Raw genomic sequence first — 15527 nt, 5'->3', positions numbered from 1 at the left:
AGTCTTTTTTTTAAGGTTCGCGCGGTCTAACGCAGTGAAGCCGTTTCTTTCAGCAGCTGCGGCTGGCGATACACCTGCAGAGCACTGTACGCCATCGCTTTGATCGCCGTATGGAGTGAATGATCTGCATTAACGCCATGCACATAAGCCAGAAAATCTTCATTGTGAGCATAGACCGGCGGACAGGCACCTGTTTCGATTTCACAGTAAACCGTTGGACAGACATGGGAAACGTTGCCGATATCGGTTGAGCCGGAAGCTTCGTTAGATTCAGGAACAAAGTTCGTTACCCCTAACGCTTCAAGATTTTCTTTTAACAACTTCCGCAGTGGTTCGCTGTAAACCAGATCATCATAAGAATTTTCAAAATTGTGATAATTCAGGGTCGCTCCTGTCATCAGCGCCGCGCCCTTGGCACAGTTGATGATCCGCTCAGTTAAAGTTTCCAGCGTTTCGCGGGTCTTGGCCCGAATATAAAACTGACAGGACGCCGTTTCGGGTACGATGTTGGCGGCCGCTCCGCCGTTGGTCACAATCCCATGCACCCGCGCATCGTTGGGCATGTGCTGACGCAGGGCATTGATGCCCGCAAAAGTCAGCTGCACGGCATCCAGCGCATTGATGCCCAAATGCGGATACGCTGCCGCATGTGCGGCCTTGCCGACAAAATCAAACTGCAGCGAATCCATGGCCAGCGAGACGACATGTATATTATTTTCAGCCCCCAAATGCATCTGGAAAGCCGCATCAATATCATCAAAGCAGCCGGCTTTTACCAGATCACATTTCCCGCCCAGCGTTTCCTCGGCAGGGGTTCCGATCAGCACGATTGACCCGCTGAACTGCTCCTTCAACTGCGCTAACAGCACCGCGGCGCCCAGCGTCGAGGCCGCGATCCAGTTATGCCCGCAGGCATGCGCCTTCTGATCATGGTCAGGACCATAGCCCGGCAGCGCGTCATATTCTGCCAGAAAAGCGATCTTCGGCCCTTCCCCACAGTTCAGTTCAGCCCGAAATGCAGTATCCAGCCCGCCATACGGCCGCGTAACCGCAAAGCCATAGCCGCGCATCAGCTCACACAGATAATCAGCCGACCAGACTTCTTCACATCCCAATTCCGGATGGGCGTAGATTGCTTCCCGCACAGCTTCAAACTGGGCAGCCATCTCGTTTTCCTTAGCGTAAAGCGCTTCGCGCAGAACATCTAAATTCATTTCCATTGAGTGCACCTCCTGTTGTTAATAGCCGATCAGAACAGCGCCGATCAGCAGAACAATTTCTGCGGCAAATAATAAACCGAACAGCGGCGTTACAAACTTATACCACTTGTTGACCGGCAGTCCCATAATACCGCACATCATGAATACCGAAGTCGGCCAGAAAATATTCGAGAAGCCATCGCCGAACTGGAAAGCCAGCACGGCAATCTGACGGCTTAACCCAACCATTTCGGATACCGGCGCCAAAATCGGCATCGTGACCACGGCCTGTCCGCCGCCGGAGGGAATAAAGAAATTAATGATATTCTGTACAAACAACATGCCTAATGCGCTGGCAATGCCCTGAAACTGCGCCAGTCCCGTTGAAAGCCAGTAGACAATTGTGTCGATGATATGCGCATTGTCCATGATGACCGGTATTGCCCGGCTTAAGCCCACGATCAGCGCACCAAACATCATGTCCTTCGCCGCTTCAATAAAATACTGCGCAATCTGACTTGGCGTAAAGCGGGAGATTAAACCAATTACGATCATCATGATAATAAACAGCGCGGCAATCTCATTGATATACCATCCCAGCTGGATTGTACCGATCAACAACATCACGACGGTAAAGATAAAGCACGCGCAGGATATTTTCTGCGTCATTGTGAAGTCGCGCTTCATCAGTTCTTCCTTTGTACCCACTTCGCGGAAGTTCAGCTGCTCGCCCGCTAAAATCGATTTTTCCGGATGCTTTCTGACTTTTTCCGCATACCGCCAGACATAAAGAATTGAGATTCCCATGAAAACAAGAAAGCAGAGTACCCGATAACCTAAGCCGGAAAACAGCGGAACCTGGGAAACTTCCTGCGCAATGCCGATCGTAAACGGATTGATCGTCGCCGCCGCAAACCCGACGGCCACCGCAATGTAGACAATCGAACCGCCGACGATGGCGTCAAAGCCCAATGCAATCGCGATGGAAATGAAAATTGGAAGCAGTCCGTAGGTTTCTTCAAACAGACCGATCGTTGAACCCAAAACGCCAAACGCGATCATGCAGATCGGAATCAGAAGATGCACGCGTGTCCCGATCTTACGCAGCACCGCACCGACCACGGCGTCAAAGGTTCCGTTTTTCAGCATCATATAAACAAAAGCGTAGGCAAAGACGATGAAGAAAATAATCTGAGCTCCATCAATAAAACCTAACTGAATCGAAGTGAAAATTTCAAATAAGCTGCAGCCAGTCTTTGGCAGATAATGAAAAGAATCGGCAGCGACGACCATTTTTCCGCTGGCTTCATCCAGCACGCGGGTAAATTCTCCTGCAGGAACGATGTTGGCCAACAGCGCTGTAAGCAGCACCATGCCGAAGATAATAACGTAGGTATGGGGCATTTTGAATGATTTGGCAGTTTTTCTGCGCATACAATTTCCTCCTTGAATAAAAAAAATCTTTACATCCTAAAACATGTAAAGATCAATGGAAATCATCATTCATCCCTATATGCCTTAAGATAGTGCTCCTTTGTAAAATGGCATTCTTTACAAAGACAGTGACCTACCTGTTTGATAGGCCCCCAGCCGTTTCTGCGACAAAACGACTTCGGCGGATCATCCTTTCCGACAGACGTCCATGGCTTTCGGCCTCAGTCTGCGTACTCTTAATCTCCGCACCTCTAGCTGTGATGATTCACAAGCACGTTTAGATTATCACATTCCCCTTGCGTTTTCAACCAGCGAATGCAGGAAAAACGCGAAAAAAGGATTAAAAAAGGAAAATTCATTCAAATTTCCCAATTCTTAGATCCATTCTGTTTAAAAACTAGATTTCTGAATCCTCGTCCAGCTGCAGCATCGCATATAAAATCTGACGAAATGGCCGGGCATGGTACGTAAACCGCTGCAGCCGATCCGCATAGCGCATGGCATAGCTGTTGAGCAGACAGTGGACAATATTGGCTTGAGTTACGGCTTCCTGCTCACTTTGCGAAGGGAGATGGCGCTGAATCTGCCGCTGAATCTCAATCCGATAGCGCATCGACCATGCGGCAATCTGCGGAAAGCTTTCCACTCGATTTGAGCTGATCAGTGAAGTCTGTGTGGCGTATAACGCCGTGGTAATCGGATCCTGGGCAAACTTCTCATTTTCGCTCATTAAGATATCCAGAAAAGCTTTCAGATTATCTATATGCGAAACTTTTTCTAAAGTCTGGCGAATATTATTGGCCGCGTATTCATCCCAGATCTCGACAAAGATTTCCTCCTTGCACGAAAAATGACGGTAAAAGGAACCGACAGCCACACCAGCTCGTTCCGTTATTTCCTGAATTCCTGTCTGTTCGTAGCCTTTTTCCAAAAACAGCGCCAGCGCCTGGTCTTTCAGCTGCTGGTGCGTCGTGCTGTAACGGGTAGATCGCGGCATACTATCCCTCTTTTCTGAGCTTAACTATAGCTCAGCGAATTCTGCGTGTCAACCGCTGCGAAGATTTCAGAAATCAAATGTGAACTAAATTCACATTTATCTTGATAATCCATGCACAAGGCGATATAATGAAATTACAAAATGTGAATCACATTCACAGAAAGGAGAATTATTCTTATGTCCGATTTATTCCCTATCCTCACCTCCCCCGGCAAGATCGGTTCGCTTGAACTGAAAAACCGCATCGTTCTGCCGCCAATGGGCACCGATGCCGGAAAAGACGGGTTTGTCACCGACGCCATCGTCAACCGGTATGCCGAAAACGCCAAAGGCGGCACCGGCCTGATCATTACCGAAGTCACCTGTGTCGATCCTCCGTTAGGCATTAATACCGCGCAGTACATTGCCCTCAGCGACGACAAGTATATTCCGGGATTCCGCCGGATCACCGATGTGATTCACAAATATGGTTCAAAATGTGCGATACAGCTCAGCCATGCTGGCCGCGGCGCAAATCTGGATGTCCTTCATCAGCTTCATCAGCCGGCGGTTGCCCCTTCGGCCGTGGCCATGCCGTACAGTTTTCTGACCGGTCTGACCGGGGAAACACCGCGGGCCTTTGAGCATGATGAGATCGTAGCGCTGGAAGATAAATTTGCCGATGCGGCCTATCGGGCAAAACAGGCTGGCTATGACGCTGTTGAAGTGCATGGCGCCGGTTATTATTTAGTCGCGCAGTTTTTCTCAGCCACGGCGAATTTAAGAACTGACGAATACGGCGGCAATGCTTTCAACCGCGCCCGCTTCGCGTGCAATATTATCCGCAAAATCAAAGCCCGGTGCGGCGCGGATTTCCCAGTGCTGATCAAAATGAACGTGGTTGACGGCGGCTTAAACGGCGGTGTCAGCGTTATGGATGGTTTGTTGAACTGTTATTTAGTCCAGCAGGCTGGGGCTGATGCGATTGAAGTCATCGCCTGTGACTGGAGTGACGTCGCAACGCTGAAAGATATTCCCGCCGGCGGTCAGGCGAAAGGCATGACCTTCCCGTTAGCCGGAATGATCCGCAAAGCAACGATCGCGGAAAATGAAGACCGCCCGAATCTGGAAGGCCGCGGTGTCCCCGCCATTACCCTTCCTTTGATTTCCGGCGGTCGGACTTATGATCCAGAACTGGCCGAAGGCGCCCTAGCGCAGGGCATATGCGATTTCATCCATATGGGCCGGGGCTTGTTGACTGAACCGAATCGTCCGAACATGATCATGGAAGGAACTTGGAAATATGCCCGGCCATGTATCGGCTGCCAGAAATGCATGGACAATCAGCTGCATCATGACGGCGAACTGATCTGCAGCGGCAATGCCGTATTCGGTCACGATGACAACGATGCTTCCCTTCCGGCAGCTCAAACAATTAAAAATGTCATGGTGGTTGGTGGCGGCCCGGCAGGCATCGAAGCCGCCCGCGTCGCAGCGATCCGTGGTCATCACGTTACGGTCTATGAAGCGGCTGATCGTTTGGGAGGCCAGCTGATCCCAGCCATTGTTCCGCCTTACAAACAAAATTTAGCCGATTATATTCCGTATATGGAAGCCCAGGCCGAATACCGCGGCTTTACAGTAGAGCTGAATCATCCAATTACCCGCGAGGAAGTGGCACGCTTAAAACCAGACACGGTCATTGTCGCGACCGGCGTTCTGCCCGCGGTGCTGCCGATTCCAGGTTTTGATAAACCGTCTGTCATGAATGCTAAAGAAGCCTTGATGGGAAAGCCGACAGGAGAAAACATTGTGATCATCGGCGGCGGCACGGTCGGCTGTGAAACGGCAGAATGGATGCTGGAGGCAGGAAAAAATGTGACGATTGTTGAAATGAGCGATCAGTTAATGGGAAAGATGGTTGAAACAACCCGCTTTATTCTCAAAGCTCATCTGCGCGATCTGAACTGCAATACGCTGCTGAATACGCGGTGTGTCGAAATTCAGGATCAGGCGGTTGTCATTGAGTCCGATCAAGGCCGTCAGACACTTCGGGCAGACAATGTCATCATTGCCGTAGGGGATCGCCCGAATGCCCTTCTTGCGGATCAAATTCAGGATCTGTGTGATGAAGTCATTACGATCGGCGATGCGCAAGGTGTCGGCAGCGTCCTGGAAGCGGTCAGAACCGGCTATGTCGCAGGCAAGACAATTTAATGAATGTGATTTAAACTAAAAAAGGAGATGCGCGTCTCCTTTTTCTTTACTTTCTTTTTTGCCTGATCTTAAGCCTGAATTCGCTTTTGTGATCCCGCGATGGAAACAGAATGCCGTCAGTCTGTCAGCCTGACATGCAGCACCTGCTCAAAAGCCGGATCCTTTGCCGTCAGTCCAAAGTCAGATTGATCCAGCAGAGATTCGATTTCTTCTGCTAATGAGATAGACAGCTTCTGCCGAATTTGGGTTAACAGGGCTGCGGTTGTCTTTTCCGGCAGCTCGGCAAGCAAATACAACAGCTGGTCAACAACTTCCATACCATGCCGCAAAGCCAAGCTCAGAAACAACGCTGTTCCTTTAACATGGACACTTTGCGCATTGTTTTCCAGGTCTGGCGTGCGGATTGGTGAAACCTGCGCGTAAAGGGCAAGCAGCCGATTCAATTTTTGTTTGAGCAGAGCTTGTCGATTCTGCTTCATTAAATAGCGCAGGCAGGCCCATTCTGCCCCGGTTTCATTCAGCCAGTCCTCCCACGATGAAACATCCGCGCCGGTAAACCAGAGATGAGCGAATTCATGTGCCATGATACCGATCATCTGCTGGACATGCAATTCATTATATTCCTTTCCAGGCAGAATTCGTGTATAAAAAGTCCATTCGCCGCGCTGAAAAGCACCGGAATTGCCCTCGTCGGCAAGATTGAAAGAGATCATTTTCCGCTTCGGCAAAGAACGGCTGCCGTAGGCCTGCTGGTAGTCGGCTAAGATCTGTTCTACTTCGTTTATCAGGGTTGAAACCAGCGCTGTTTCAGATTCATCAAAATAAGTAAACTGAGCCACGTCATTTTCCTGCACGCGCCGAATTGCCGGATCCATAATGACAACGTGGCCGGGATCTTTAGCCAAGCCCTGACTTCGCCAGCCCTGGATTGTTTCGTCCCATTCTCCCTCCAACATGTCATGACCGGGCCGGCCTTGATAGACAAGTGGAAAAGGAATCATGGAAAAGTTTCGCTGCTGAGGGAAATAGACGGAATAGAAATTCATCGCCAGTAATCCTGATTGGTGAACATTCGCCCACCCTTCAGCCTGGCCATGGTAACAGAGAATCACTTCGCCGGCCTGTTCCAGCTGCGGTGTAATTTGACAGGCATTCGCCCGAAACAATAATTCTTCTGATTCTGAAACCGTAAAAGGGATGGGTTCATTTTGCCTGGAGAGGGTATCGATAACCATTTGATCCGACAACCAGAAACTTTCATCTTTTTCCAAGAACATCTGACATTGATATGTGAACTGAGCATTTTGTTCTTGTATCCAAAGCTGATTGATTTTCATATTGATCTTCCTTTCCCATTGAAGTTATCTCCACTTTATCACGCACTATTCAGTTTTGCAATATAGTGTATGATCATTTCATCGCTTTTTATAGATGAATGAAAAAAAGCCAAGATCCCTTGACTCTCTTTCTTTACACTTATCTTCTCAGAAATCAAAATAACGGACTGCGTTATCATAGCAAATATCCTGAACCATCTTTTCCAGCAAAGCCCAATCCTGCGGCGCTTCACCATTTTCAACCCAAGTTCCCAACTTATTGCATAAGATTCTGCGGAAATATTCATGCCTTGGAAATGACAGGAAGCTGCGGGAATCCGTCAGCATGCCGACAAACCGCGATAACAAGCCAACCTCAGCCAGCGTATCCAGCTGTTTTTCCATCCCACGTTTCTGATCACAGAACCACCATGCCGAACCCAATTGAATCTTTCCGGGAATTGTTCCATCCTGGAAGTTGCCAGCTGCCGTCGCCAGAACTTCATAATCCTTGGAATTCAAACTATACAGAATCAGCTTCGGGACACCCTGCGATTGTTCCATCGCATCGAGCAGCGCATTGAGCTGAGCGGCAATCATCGGATCATCCGTACTGTCATAACCGGTATCCGCACCCAGTATTTTGAACATTCGAGTATTGTTGTTGCGCAGTGCTCCAATATGCAGCTGCATCGCCCAGCCGCGCTGCACATATTCCCCGGCTAAAAAGACCAACACAGCTCCACGATATTGCCGCAGCTGCAAGGAAGTCAGAGGCTGTCCGGCTTTTTTCAAGTCCAGGATCGCCTGAATTTCCTGATCCTTTGCCGGAGCATAGAAGTTTCCATCCAGAGCGTGATCACTTAGGCGGCAACCGTGCTGACCAAAAACATCCATTCGCTTTTTTAAGGCGGTTTTTAATCCTGACCACTGGCCGCAGTGTTCACCCGTCAGGGCTTCCAGCCTGCCGATATAATCCAAATAATCAGGCTTATCCAAATTCAGCACGGGATCCGGCCGGAATGCCGGCAGCACACGAATCTCAAAATCATCCTTCAACCCACGATGCCAGTGCAGGTCATCCAGCGGATCATCCGTCGTGCATAAGGTTTTCACATTCATCTTCCGCAGCAGATTGCGAGTTGAATACTCCGGTGTCTGAAGCAGCGCCTGAGTCTGTTGCCAAATTGCATCTGCATTTTCCGGACAGATCAAAGCGTCGATTCCAAAATATCGTTTTAATTCCAAATGCGTCCAATGATATAGTGGATTGCCAATTAAATCTGGCATCGTTGCGCACCAGGCGTCAAATTTCTCACGATTGCTGGCCTTACCGGTAATCTTTTCTTCATTCACACCGTCCGCCCGCATCGCCCGCCATTTATAATGATCGCGCCCCAGCCACACTTCAGCGATATCGGAATAGCATCGATCCTCATAGATGACCTGAGGTTCCAGATGATTGTGATAATCGAGGATCGGCATCTTCTGCGCCGCCTCATGATACAATCGCTTCGCTGTTTCATTCTGCAGTAAAAAATCTTCATCCATAAATTTTTTCATCTGTCTCACTCCGCTCTTTCTTCCAGTATACCGCATTTTATAAATGGAAGCATAAGGAATCTGCATACTCACCCTTTTTTTGTTCTTTCCGTTTTCTTGATTGGTTCATCGCATGAAAACGGTCTGCGCAGCGAAATAATCCATTCCTCATGCTTTCTTTTATGGCTTTCCATTGACAGTGCCTTGCTTCTTTTCTATCCTATATTTAAGAACTTCTTGAGAGCAAAGGTGAAATGAGATGAAACGCAGTCAAATTCAGCTGATCAGTGCGATGCTGATCTTCGGCAGTCTGGGATTATTTGTCCGCCTGCTTCCGCTGCCTTCTGCCGTTATCGCCGCTTTGCGAGCCGGAATCGGAGCGGGTGTTCTGGGGCTTTACAAAGTGATCCGACATACGCGGCTGCAGCTTCCAAAGTCATTTCAAGCACGGCTGGCCTTGTTGATCTCCGGCATCCTGCTTGGTTCCAACTGGGTCTTCTTATTTGAAGCGTACCGCAGAACCACGGTTTCTGTCGCTACCTTATGTTATTATCTGGCACCCATTCTCGTTGCCTTTTTCACCTTGATGCGTTCGCGAACTTTTAACCGCCGCTCCGGTATTCTTTTATTAAGTGCTTTAATTGGATTGGGTCTGTTAATCAATCCGGGTGCACAGTTGGGAAGTGATCCAGTGATCGGAATCAGTTTCGGGCTCATCGCGGCCCTGATGTATGCCGGAATCATTTTGATCAATCCTCATTTTAAATCGGTCTCCGGGCTGGACAGTTCCTGCCTGCAGCTGTTGATCGCTGCCCTCATCCTGCTTCTGTATCTGTTCATTCAGCCGCCGATGATTCATTGGAAAGCAATCACCACAATTCAATGGTGGCTTGTGCTTGTGTTAGGGATTGTTCATACTGGAATCGCCTATGCCCTTTACTTCTCAGCGCTGCCGAAGCTGAACAGTACGACAGCGGCTTTCCTCAGCTATATTGATCCGATCAGTGCACTGCTCTTCTCTGGTTTTTTACTGCATGAACCCTTTACGATTCCCCAGATCGTGGGAGCTGTTCTAATTTTGGGTGTCTCGTGGAAACTCAGTCGGCCTTAATCAGCCCGTTTAAAAGTCCAGAAGAACCTCAGAAAGAAAGAATTTTCAGATTCCTTGATTTGTTTTTCATTTTCTTCTTTTCAAATTTTCTTGGATGCGGTACACTTAAAAACAGGTAGAAAGAAGGCATCGAACATGACAAAAACAATCACTTTGATCGAGGGCGATGGCATCGGCCCGGAGATTACAGCTCAGGTCATCCGTGTTTTAAATACGGCAGGGGCTCCCCTAAGCTTTGACCGGCAGAGTTTAGGCCAGAAAGCATGGGAACAGACCGGAAGTCTGATTCCGGAAGCCACGCTGCAGTCCATCCGCCGCAACCAGGTGGCGCTAAAAGCTCCCTGTACCACGCCGATTGGCAAAGGCTTCCGCAGCGTAAACGTCGGATTGCGGCTGGCGTTTGATCTATACGCAAACATCCGCCCTGCCCATTCTTTAAAGGGCGTAAAAACCCGATATGATCAAGTCGATCTGATCATTTTTCGTGAAAACACAGAAGACTTATATATTGGTGAAGAACGCGTTGTGGATGCGGACACCGTTGAGGCGATTAAGCGGATCACCCGTCCCGCTTCCAAACGGATTATTCAGGCGGCATTTGATTATGCCCTCGCGCACCAGCGAAAAAAAGTCACCTGCGTGCATAAAGCCAATATTTTAAAGCAGAGTGATGGACTGTTCCTGCAGGTCTTCCGCGAAACAGCGGCTCTTTATCCGGACATCGAAGCGAATGATTTGATTGTTGATAATGCGTGCATGCAGCTAGTCATGCATCCGGAACAGTTTGATATTATGGTCATGCCGAATTTATATGGTGATATCCTTTCCGATCTCTCCAGTGGTTTAATTGGGGGTCTGGGATTACTGCCAGGGGTCAACCGCAACGAAGATATCGCGATTTTTGAAGCTGTGCATGGCTCGGCGCCGGACATTGCCGGGAAAAATCTTGCCAATCCAACCGCTTTGCTGCAGTCGGCATGCATGATGCTGGAGCATTTAGGGTATGACGAGCATGCGCAGCGGATTCATCAGGCTTTAGTGAGTGTGCTGAGTGAAACGTCGATCCGCACACGGGATTTGGGCGGTACAGCCTCAACAATCGAATTTACTGATGCCCTGATCGCCAAGCTTTAGGTTTATTGGAAATGAAAAGAGAAGCCTTTATTGAGTTTACTCCGGCTCAATAAAATGGCTTCTCTTTTTGTCATCTTCTTTTAGATTCGGTGCTTCCCCAAGCTGTCTGAGGATGCGGCAGGGATTGCCGACCGCGACGACATTTTCCGGCAGGGATCGGGTGACCACGCTGCCTGCTCCTATCACAGTGTTGTCCCCAACCGTAACTCCCGGACATAGGATCGCGCCTGCTCCAATCCAAACATTTCTGCCGATGGTAATTGGCTTTCCCCATTCCATATTTTTCTCACGCAGCTCAGGTTCTAACGCATGGCAGGCTGTGACCAGCTGAACCTGCGGGCCGATCAACGTCTTATCGCCAATCGTAATGGGACAGACGTCAAGCAATACGCAGCCATAATTCAGCATCACATCCGAACCCAAAGTAATGTTGAAACCATAATCACAATAGAATGGCGGCTTTACCCAGAAATTTCCCGTCGTGTTTACCAGTTTGCGCAGCAGCCGACTGCGCAGATTAATTTCATGGAAAACTTTTTGTTATACCGATGACAAATTCGGCTGGCTCTGTCCCGCAGAACAATCAGCTGCGGATCCAGTGGATTATAGTGTTCTCCGGCAATCATTTTTGTCTTTTCTTTCATTCAATCGGTTTTCCTTTTCTCATCATCGCATTGAACAGAAGCAGCGCCTGTTTAGCCGCGCTTTCTGAATGCGCATGATATACCTCAAGACCGCTGTTGAAGGGTGTATCTGAAATCGCACGAATTGCCAGAAAAGGAACCTCATTGACATAAGCAACATGCGCCACAGCTGCACTTTCCATATCGACACAAAGTGGATCCAGCCGTTCGATGATTGAATCCCGCTGATCCTGATCAATAAATTGATCGCCTGTAACGCCTCGTCCAGTCCACACCTTTCCTTGTAGATCAGCCTGCGTTGCCGCAGCTTTAGCCCAGGCGGTCAGTTTGGGATCGCTGGTAAACCATGGATCTTTCATATAAGGATGATAATCCATCAGAACTCCCTGAAGGTCTACATCGTGATAGGTGCACTGTTCTAAAATCACAACATCACCGATCTTTAGGCGAGAATCCAATGCTCCAGCTGTCCCAGTCATCAAGAGCGCTGAGAGGGATTGGTTGATCAAAAGCTGAGCAGCCAGCGCTGCATTGACTTTGCCTACACCGCAGCGAACGGCAATCACCGCTTGTTTTTGCCATTGACCGACAAACAATTTCAGTTTCGCCGTTTCAATGACGCTTTCAATTTGCATCTGATCGATCAGCGGCTGAATTTCATCGTCTGCCGCTGCAATGATTCCTAATCTCTCCAAACCTTTTTCCTCCCTTTTCTGCAGAGTTCTTGTTCACTTTATTTTAATGGGCTCGCTGGCTTTTTAGCAAGGTTCTTTTACTCCCGGCTTGCTTTTCCATCATTCAATCCAAAGGTTTGACATAGCGGCATTGAGGAAAATTGGCGCATCCATAAAAGGATTTTCAGGTATTTTTTCCTTTTTTCGTTGTTCTTAAAAGCAGTTTCCCACCGTAGCGCGGACAAATCAGGGAATCTTCCCGTTCTGAACTCAGACAAATGTTATTCTGCGTTCTTCCTCGTAAAGACAAAATTTTGATCATTGGAAAGATCAGGACAAAAATGATAATTCCGCCGATTGAACGTCTTGATCAGATCAGGATCTTCCGCCAGGATTTCAGCTAAATAGCGAACCATTTCTCCGCGTGCCATCTTGACATAAACGCCCTTTTCACGAAGTCCTTGTGCCGTTTCTTCGTAGAACCAGCACTTGATAACGCGCACTGGCGATGCTGCATAGCGGCTGACGCTGCGGGCATGCTGAGCGCTGGCCAAATCAATGATGACTGAGTCTGTTTGTGTTAAATGCCGATATAGCCGATCTCCCCAAAATTCATACAAGCTATGAAAATCCGATGTTTTTAATGGTGAATCCATTTCTAAGCGATGGGGATGAATTGAATCCAAAGGCCGAAGCAGGCCATAGAAACCTGAAAGAATGCGAACATGTTCTTCCATATAAGTCAGCTGATCATCCGTAAAAACATGCGGTGCCATCGTCCAATACTGAATTCCATCATAACTTAAAAGCGCCGGAGTTCCCTCCTGATCCAAATCCATCCGCTGATATTGCTTCGCGGCTTCCTCAGCAATTTTTGGGCTGCATTTCAGCAGTTTTTCCAGCTGTTTTGCAGACAATGTTTTCATGATACTTAAAAGTTTTCGGCTGTCTTCCAGAAAAAAAGGAAAACGACGGGGCTGCAGAAATACTTCATCATCTTTAATCCGTTTTGCCGGTGCAATGATCAGTTTCATCCTTAATCCTCCTTTTCTAAACTTAATTTTCCTTTTCGGATAGTTTCAGAAGATCCAGTGTCTTCTGATCTTTTTGTCCGAAGAAAGCCAAAAAGTATCTGCGTAAAAGACTGATTCAATTTAAATTAGACTCTCTTCTGATATATGAATAATAACATTCAAATTTTTATTCTTATTAACTTTATGATCCATACCGATCGCCTCATCCTGTTATGTAAACTTATTGAAAGGAAGAATATCTTCTCTCAAACGAGTTTGAATGAACGTTAATTATATCAAAATAAAAACCTTCATTCCTTTACATTTTCTTCTGATTCCAACATATACTTATCACTTATCAAAATCAGACATAAATAATCTGACCTGAATAATTCTATATTTTTCAAATCAGTCTGTATGAAGTTTTGCAATCTCAGCAATCACTTTACCTGCATCCTGCAAAATTCCGTATTCAAACATCTCAATAAAACTATCAAGACGTTTTTCCAAATATTGCATTGTCAATAGAATATATCTTATATTTACAGCAAAATCTAGATATGCATTACCCATACGATCTAATTGCTTCATTTCTTCTTGGTTCAGAAAACTCTTTGTAATTGTGGCATCACTTTTCTTGATTTTATCTTCAGGCACATCTGCCCATGTTGTTAATGCAATATGCTCTTTTGTATGGTCTGCTCTCTCTACAATCAATTCAACAGCTGTATGCCCATATACTGTATAGTGCATCTTATTTTGAACCGTTGTATAAAACTTTTTTGTAGTCACTCCTTAATGAGCTATATTTACTGTGAAATATAAGGCTTTTGACCCGGCATCATGACATGATTATACTACTGAAATTCATGTCTTCCTTGACATCAATGCTACCGTTTCAACATGTCACGAGTTAAGCGCATGAATATCCTACCGTCGATTTAGTAACAGTTCGTTTACGGAAATATATCGAAAAATTAGAACTTATGAATCCGGCTATTTGATTGGTTTTCGCTTAACTCTCAAAAGAATTTAATATTATCTTCGGAATTGAATCAAGAAATATAAGGCATTTGTTTTCATTATTATTTAATTTCTTCTATAACTATCGATATAAACAAGGTAATTTAATCCATATACAGATATACTATAAAGCTAAAACTCATTCCTTATTTTGCGCTTTATATCCCTGCTTAATTTTGCTCCAGTATATCCTCAATCGAATTTCATCTATTCGATATTCTTAATGAATCTGCATTTTGGATAATTTGAACAGCCATAAAATTGGTTTCCTGCTTTATCCCCTTTTTTTGCTGTTCTTAGCACTAGAGGTGCCCCACACCTTTGGCAGACCATAGTCTCAAGCTTTGCCTTTGCCTCTTGCATTTCGTTTTCTTGAGTAGTTACAGTATTTTGCATATTTGATACTAATTCTTCATATTTAGTAATATAGTCATTACTCATGTCTTTATTTAATCGTAAAATATTTTCAGCAGTTTTCAGCATATCCTTTCTCGAAGAAGCAATTTCTTTTGATTTTGAAATCATCTCTTTCATAACTTTAATAAGCTGATCAGCTCGAAGAATCTGCTCTTTTATTTCCTTCTTTGCATATCGGTCATTAAGAATAGTCTTTGGATTTGCTAAAACTACCAGTGACTTATTGAAGTCATTAAAATATTTTCTAATCAATGCAGCCTGTAATACACTTTTATTCTCTGCATTGCATTCCTTTAGTATAGTCATATGTCGTTCATTTTGAGTAATTGGAGAATATATGCCTTCCTTATGCTTTTTTCCACCATACTCCATTACACGAATGAAATTTCCTTTTGAATCAATTTCAATATTTCCATATAGATTTTTACATTCAATAATAAACGTAATCTTTGATGTCACAACAACAAAATCAATTTGTGCACTGCGGCCATCTGCTGTTTCAATATAGATATCATGCAATACAACCATATCTATATTGCTGTTTTTTAGTTCAAACAGAATATTATCCTCACCTATAATACCCGCTTTTGCAATAGCACACTCTTTCTGAATCTTATCTTTTACATCCCCATTCGCCTTGATAAGTAATCCTTCCAGCTTTTCCAGATATACCCGATTGTAGCTGGACTCTTTCAGAATCGTCACTTCTGATTTTTTAAATAATTCCATAGTTCATCTTTCTCCTATTCATTTTTTAGACATCAACACAACCTTTTCAGCATGGCTTGAGCGGGTAGTTTTGATAGCGATGTTAGAGCCTAAGTCCT

Annotated in this window: 14 protein-coding genes and 1 riboswitch; of the genes, 3 read left to right on the top strand and 11 right to left on the bottom strand. The window is 46.1% G+C overall.

From position 1 onward, the window contains the following. Positions 1-26: 26 nt before the first annotated feature. The 3 genes from MCG46_RS08650 to MCG46_RS08640 form a co-directional block, all read right to left on the bottom strand. Entirely contained in the window at positions 27-1220 is a 1194-nt protein-coding gene (locus tag MCG46_RS08650) for a M20 family metallopeptidase (protein ID WP_240279403.1), read from the bottom strand. A gap of 18 nt (positions 1221-1238) precedes the next feature. Continuing rightward, on the bottom strand, positions 1239-2633 hold the full coding sequence (locus tag MCG46_RS08645) for a YfcC family protein (protein WP_240279402.1): 1395 nt from the start codon (positions 2631-2633) through the stop codon (positions 1239-1241). An 82-nt stretch (positions 2634-2715) separates the two neighbouring features. After that, positions 2716-2895: riboswitch (Lysine riboswitch) on the bottom strand. Between the two features lie 135 nt (positions 2896-3030). Beyond that, positions 3031-3630 (bottom strand): TetR/AcrR family transcriptional regulator, encoded by a 600-nt coding sequence (locus MCG46_RS08640; protein ID WP_240279401.1) that lies wholly within the window; start codon positions 3628-3630, stop codon positions 3031-3033. A gap of 177 nt (positions 3631-3807) precedes the next feature. Between MCG46_RS08640 and MCG46_RS08635 the strand changes: the two genes are divergently transcribed. Continuing rightward, a complete protein-coding gene (locus tag MCG46_RS08635) occupies positions 3808-5826 on the top strand; it encodes an FAD-dependent oxidoreductase (protein WP_240279400.1) in 2019 nt (672 codons plus the stop codon). A 116-nt stretch (positions 5827-5942) separates the two neighbouring features. Here the strand turns inward: MCG46_RS08635 and MCG46_RS08630 are convergent, their stop codons facing one another. Next, entirely contained in the window at positions 5943-7163 is a 1221-nt protein-coding gene (locus MCG46_RS08630) for a hypothetical protein (protein ID WP_240279398.1), read from the bottom strand. A gap of 147 nt (positions 7164-7310) precedes the next feature. After that, positions 7311-8705, bottom strand: a complete 1395-nt coding sequence (gene uxaC / locus MCG46_RS08625; protein WP_240279396.1) for a glucuronate isomerase — start codon at positions 8703-8705, stop codon at positions 7311-7313. A 238-nt stretch (positions 8706-8943) separates the two neighbouring features. On the opposite strand from uxaC, the gene MCG46_RS08620 reads away from it, so the two are divergent. Continuing rightward, complete coding sequence (locus tag MCG46_RS08620) at positions 8944-9795, top strand: DMT family transporter (protein ID WP_240279394.1); 852 nt, start codon at positions 8944-8946, stop codon at positions 9793-9795. Between the two features lie 135 nt (positions 9796-9930). Continuing rightward, on the top strand, positions 9931-10929 hold the full coding sequence (locus tag MCG46_RS08615; RefSeq protein ID WP_240279392.1) for an isocitrate/isopropylmalate dehydrogenase family protein: 999 nt from the start codon (positions 9931-9933) through the stop codon (positions 10927-10929). 36 nt (positions 10930-10965) lie between these two features. Here MCG46_RS08615 and MCG46_RS08610 read toward each other — a convergent pair whose 3' ends face one another. From MCG46_RS08610 to MCG46_RS08585, 6 genes are all read right to left on the bottom strand, one after another. Further along, positions 10966-11337: a sugar O-acetyltransferase gene (locus tag MCG46_RS08610; protein WP_240281444.1), complete on the bottom strand. Its 372-nt coding sequence runs from the start codon at positions 11335-11337 to the stop codon at positions 10966-10968. A 77-nt stretch (positions 11338-11414) separates the two neighbouring features. Beyond that, positions 11415-11573, bottom strand: coding sequence for a maltose acetyltransferase domain-containing protein (locus tag MCG46_RS08605; RefSeq protein WP_240279390.1), 159 nt, complete (start codon positions 11571-11573; stop codon positions 11415-11417). After that, on the bottom strand, positions 11570-12268 hold the full coding sequence (locus tag MCG46_RS08600) for a 5'-methylthioadenosine/adenosylhomocysteine nucleosidase (RefSeq protein WP_240279388.1): 699 nt from the start codon (positions 12266-12268) through the stop codon (positions 11570-11572). Before MCG46_RS08600 ends, MCG46_RS08605 begins: the two co-directional genes overlap by 4 nt. 260 nt (positions 12269-12528) lie before the next feature. After that, complete coding sequence (gene yaaA, locus MCG46_RS08595; protein ID WP_240279386.1) at positions 12529-13281, bottom strand: peroxide stress protein YaaA; 753 nt, start codon at positions 13279-13281, stop codon at positions 12529-12531. Between the two features lie 387 nt (positions 13282-13668). Further along, positions 13669-14052: a RhuM family protein gene (rhuM, locus tag MCG46_RS08590; RefSeq protein ID WP_430622662.1), complete on the bottom strand. Its 384-nt coding sequence runs from the start codon at positions 14050-14052 to the stop codon at positions 13669-13671. A gap of 438 nt (positions 14053-14490) precedes the next feature. Further along, complete coding sequence (locus MCG46_RS08585) at positions 14491-15429, bottom strand: NERD domain-containing protein (RefSeq protein ID WP_240279375.1); 939 nt, start codon at positions 15427-15429, stop codon at positions 14491-14493. Positions 15430-15527: the final 98 nt, after the last annotated feature.

This window comes from Holdemania massiliensis, assembly GCF_022440805.1.
Classification (GTDB): Bacteria; Bacillota_I; Bacilli_A; order Erysipelotrichales; family Erysipelotrichaceae; genus Holdemania; species Holdemania massiliensis_A.
Note: the sequence above shows the minus strand (reverse complement) of the source record. Positions and strands in the feature narration are given on the sequence as shown.

What these genes read in the sequence shown, in the direction of transcription:
- MCG46_RS08650 (WP_240279403.1), bottom strand. Translation starts at nt 1,220, where the DNA reads ATGGAAATGAATTTAGATGTTCTGCGCGAAGCGCTTTACGCTAAGGAA.
- MCG46_RS08645 (WP_240279402.1), bottom strand. Translation starts at nt 2,633, where the DNA reads ATGCGCAGAAAAACTGCCAAATCATTCAAAATGCCCCATACCTACGTT.
- MCG46_RS08640 (WP_240279401.1), bottom strand. Translation starts at nt 3,630, where the DNA reads ATGCCGCGATCTACCCGTTACAGCACGACGCACCAGCAGCTGAAAGAC.
- MCG46_RS08635 (WP_240279400.1), top strand. Translation starts at nt 3,808, where the DNA reads ATGTCCGATTTATTCCCTATCCTCACCTCCCCCGGCAAGATCGGTTCG.
- MCG46_RS08630 (WP_240279398.1), bottom strand. Translation starts at nt 7,163, where the DNA reads ATGAAAATCAATCAGCTTTGGATACAAGAACAAAATGCTCAGTTCACA.
- uxaC (WP_240279396.1), bottom strand. Translation starts at nt 8,705, where the DNA reads ATGAAAAAATTTATGGATGAAGATTTTTTACTGCAGAATGAAACAGCG.
- MCG46_RS08620 (WP_240279394.1), top strand. Translation starts at nt 8,944, where the DNA reads ATGAAACGCAGTCAAATTCAGCTGATCAGTGCGATGCTGATCTTCGGC.
- MCG46_RS08615 (WP_240279392.1), top strand. Translation starts at nt 9,931, where the DNA reads ATGACAAAAACAATCACTTTGATCGAGGGCGATGGCATCGGCCCGGAG.
- MCG46_RS08610 (WP_240281444.1), bottom strand. Translation starts at nt 11,337, where the DNA reads ATGCTGAATTATGGCTGCGTATTGCTTGACGTCTGTCCCATTACGATT.
- MCG46_RS08605 (WP_240279390.1), bottom strand. Translation starts at nt 11,573, where the DNA reads ATGAAAGAAAAGACAAAAATGATTGCCGGAGAACACTATAATCCACTG.
- yaaA (WP_240279386.1), bottom strand. Translation starts at nt 13,281, where the DNA reads ATGAAACTGATCATTGCACCGGCAAAACGGATTAAAGATGATGAAGTA.
- MCG46_RS08585 (WP_240279375.1), bottom strand. Translation starts at nt 15,429, where the DNA reads ATGGAATTATTTAAAAAATCAGAAGTGACGATTCTGAAAGAGTCCAGC.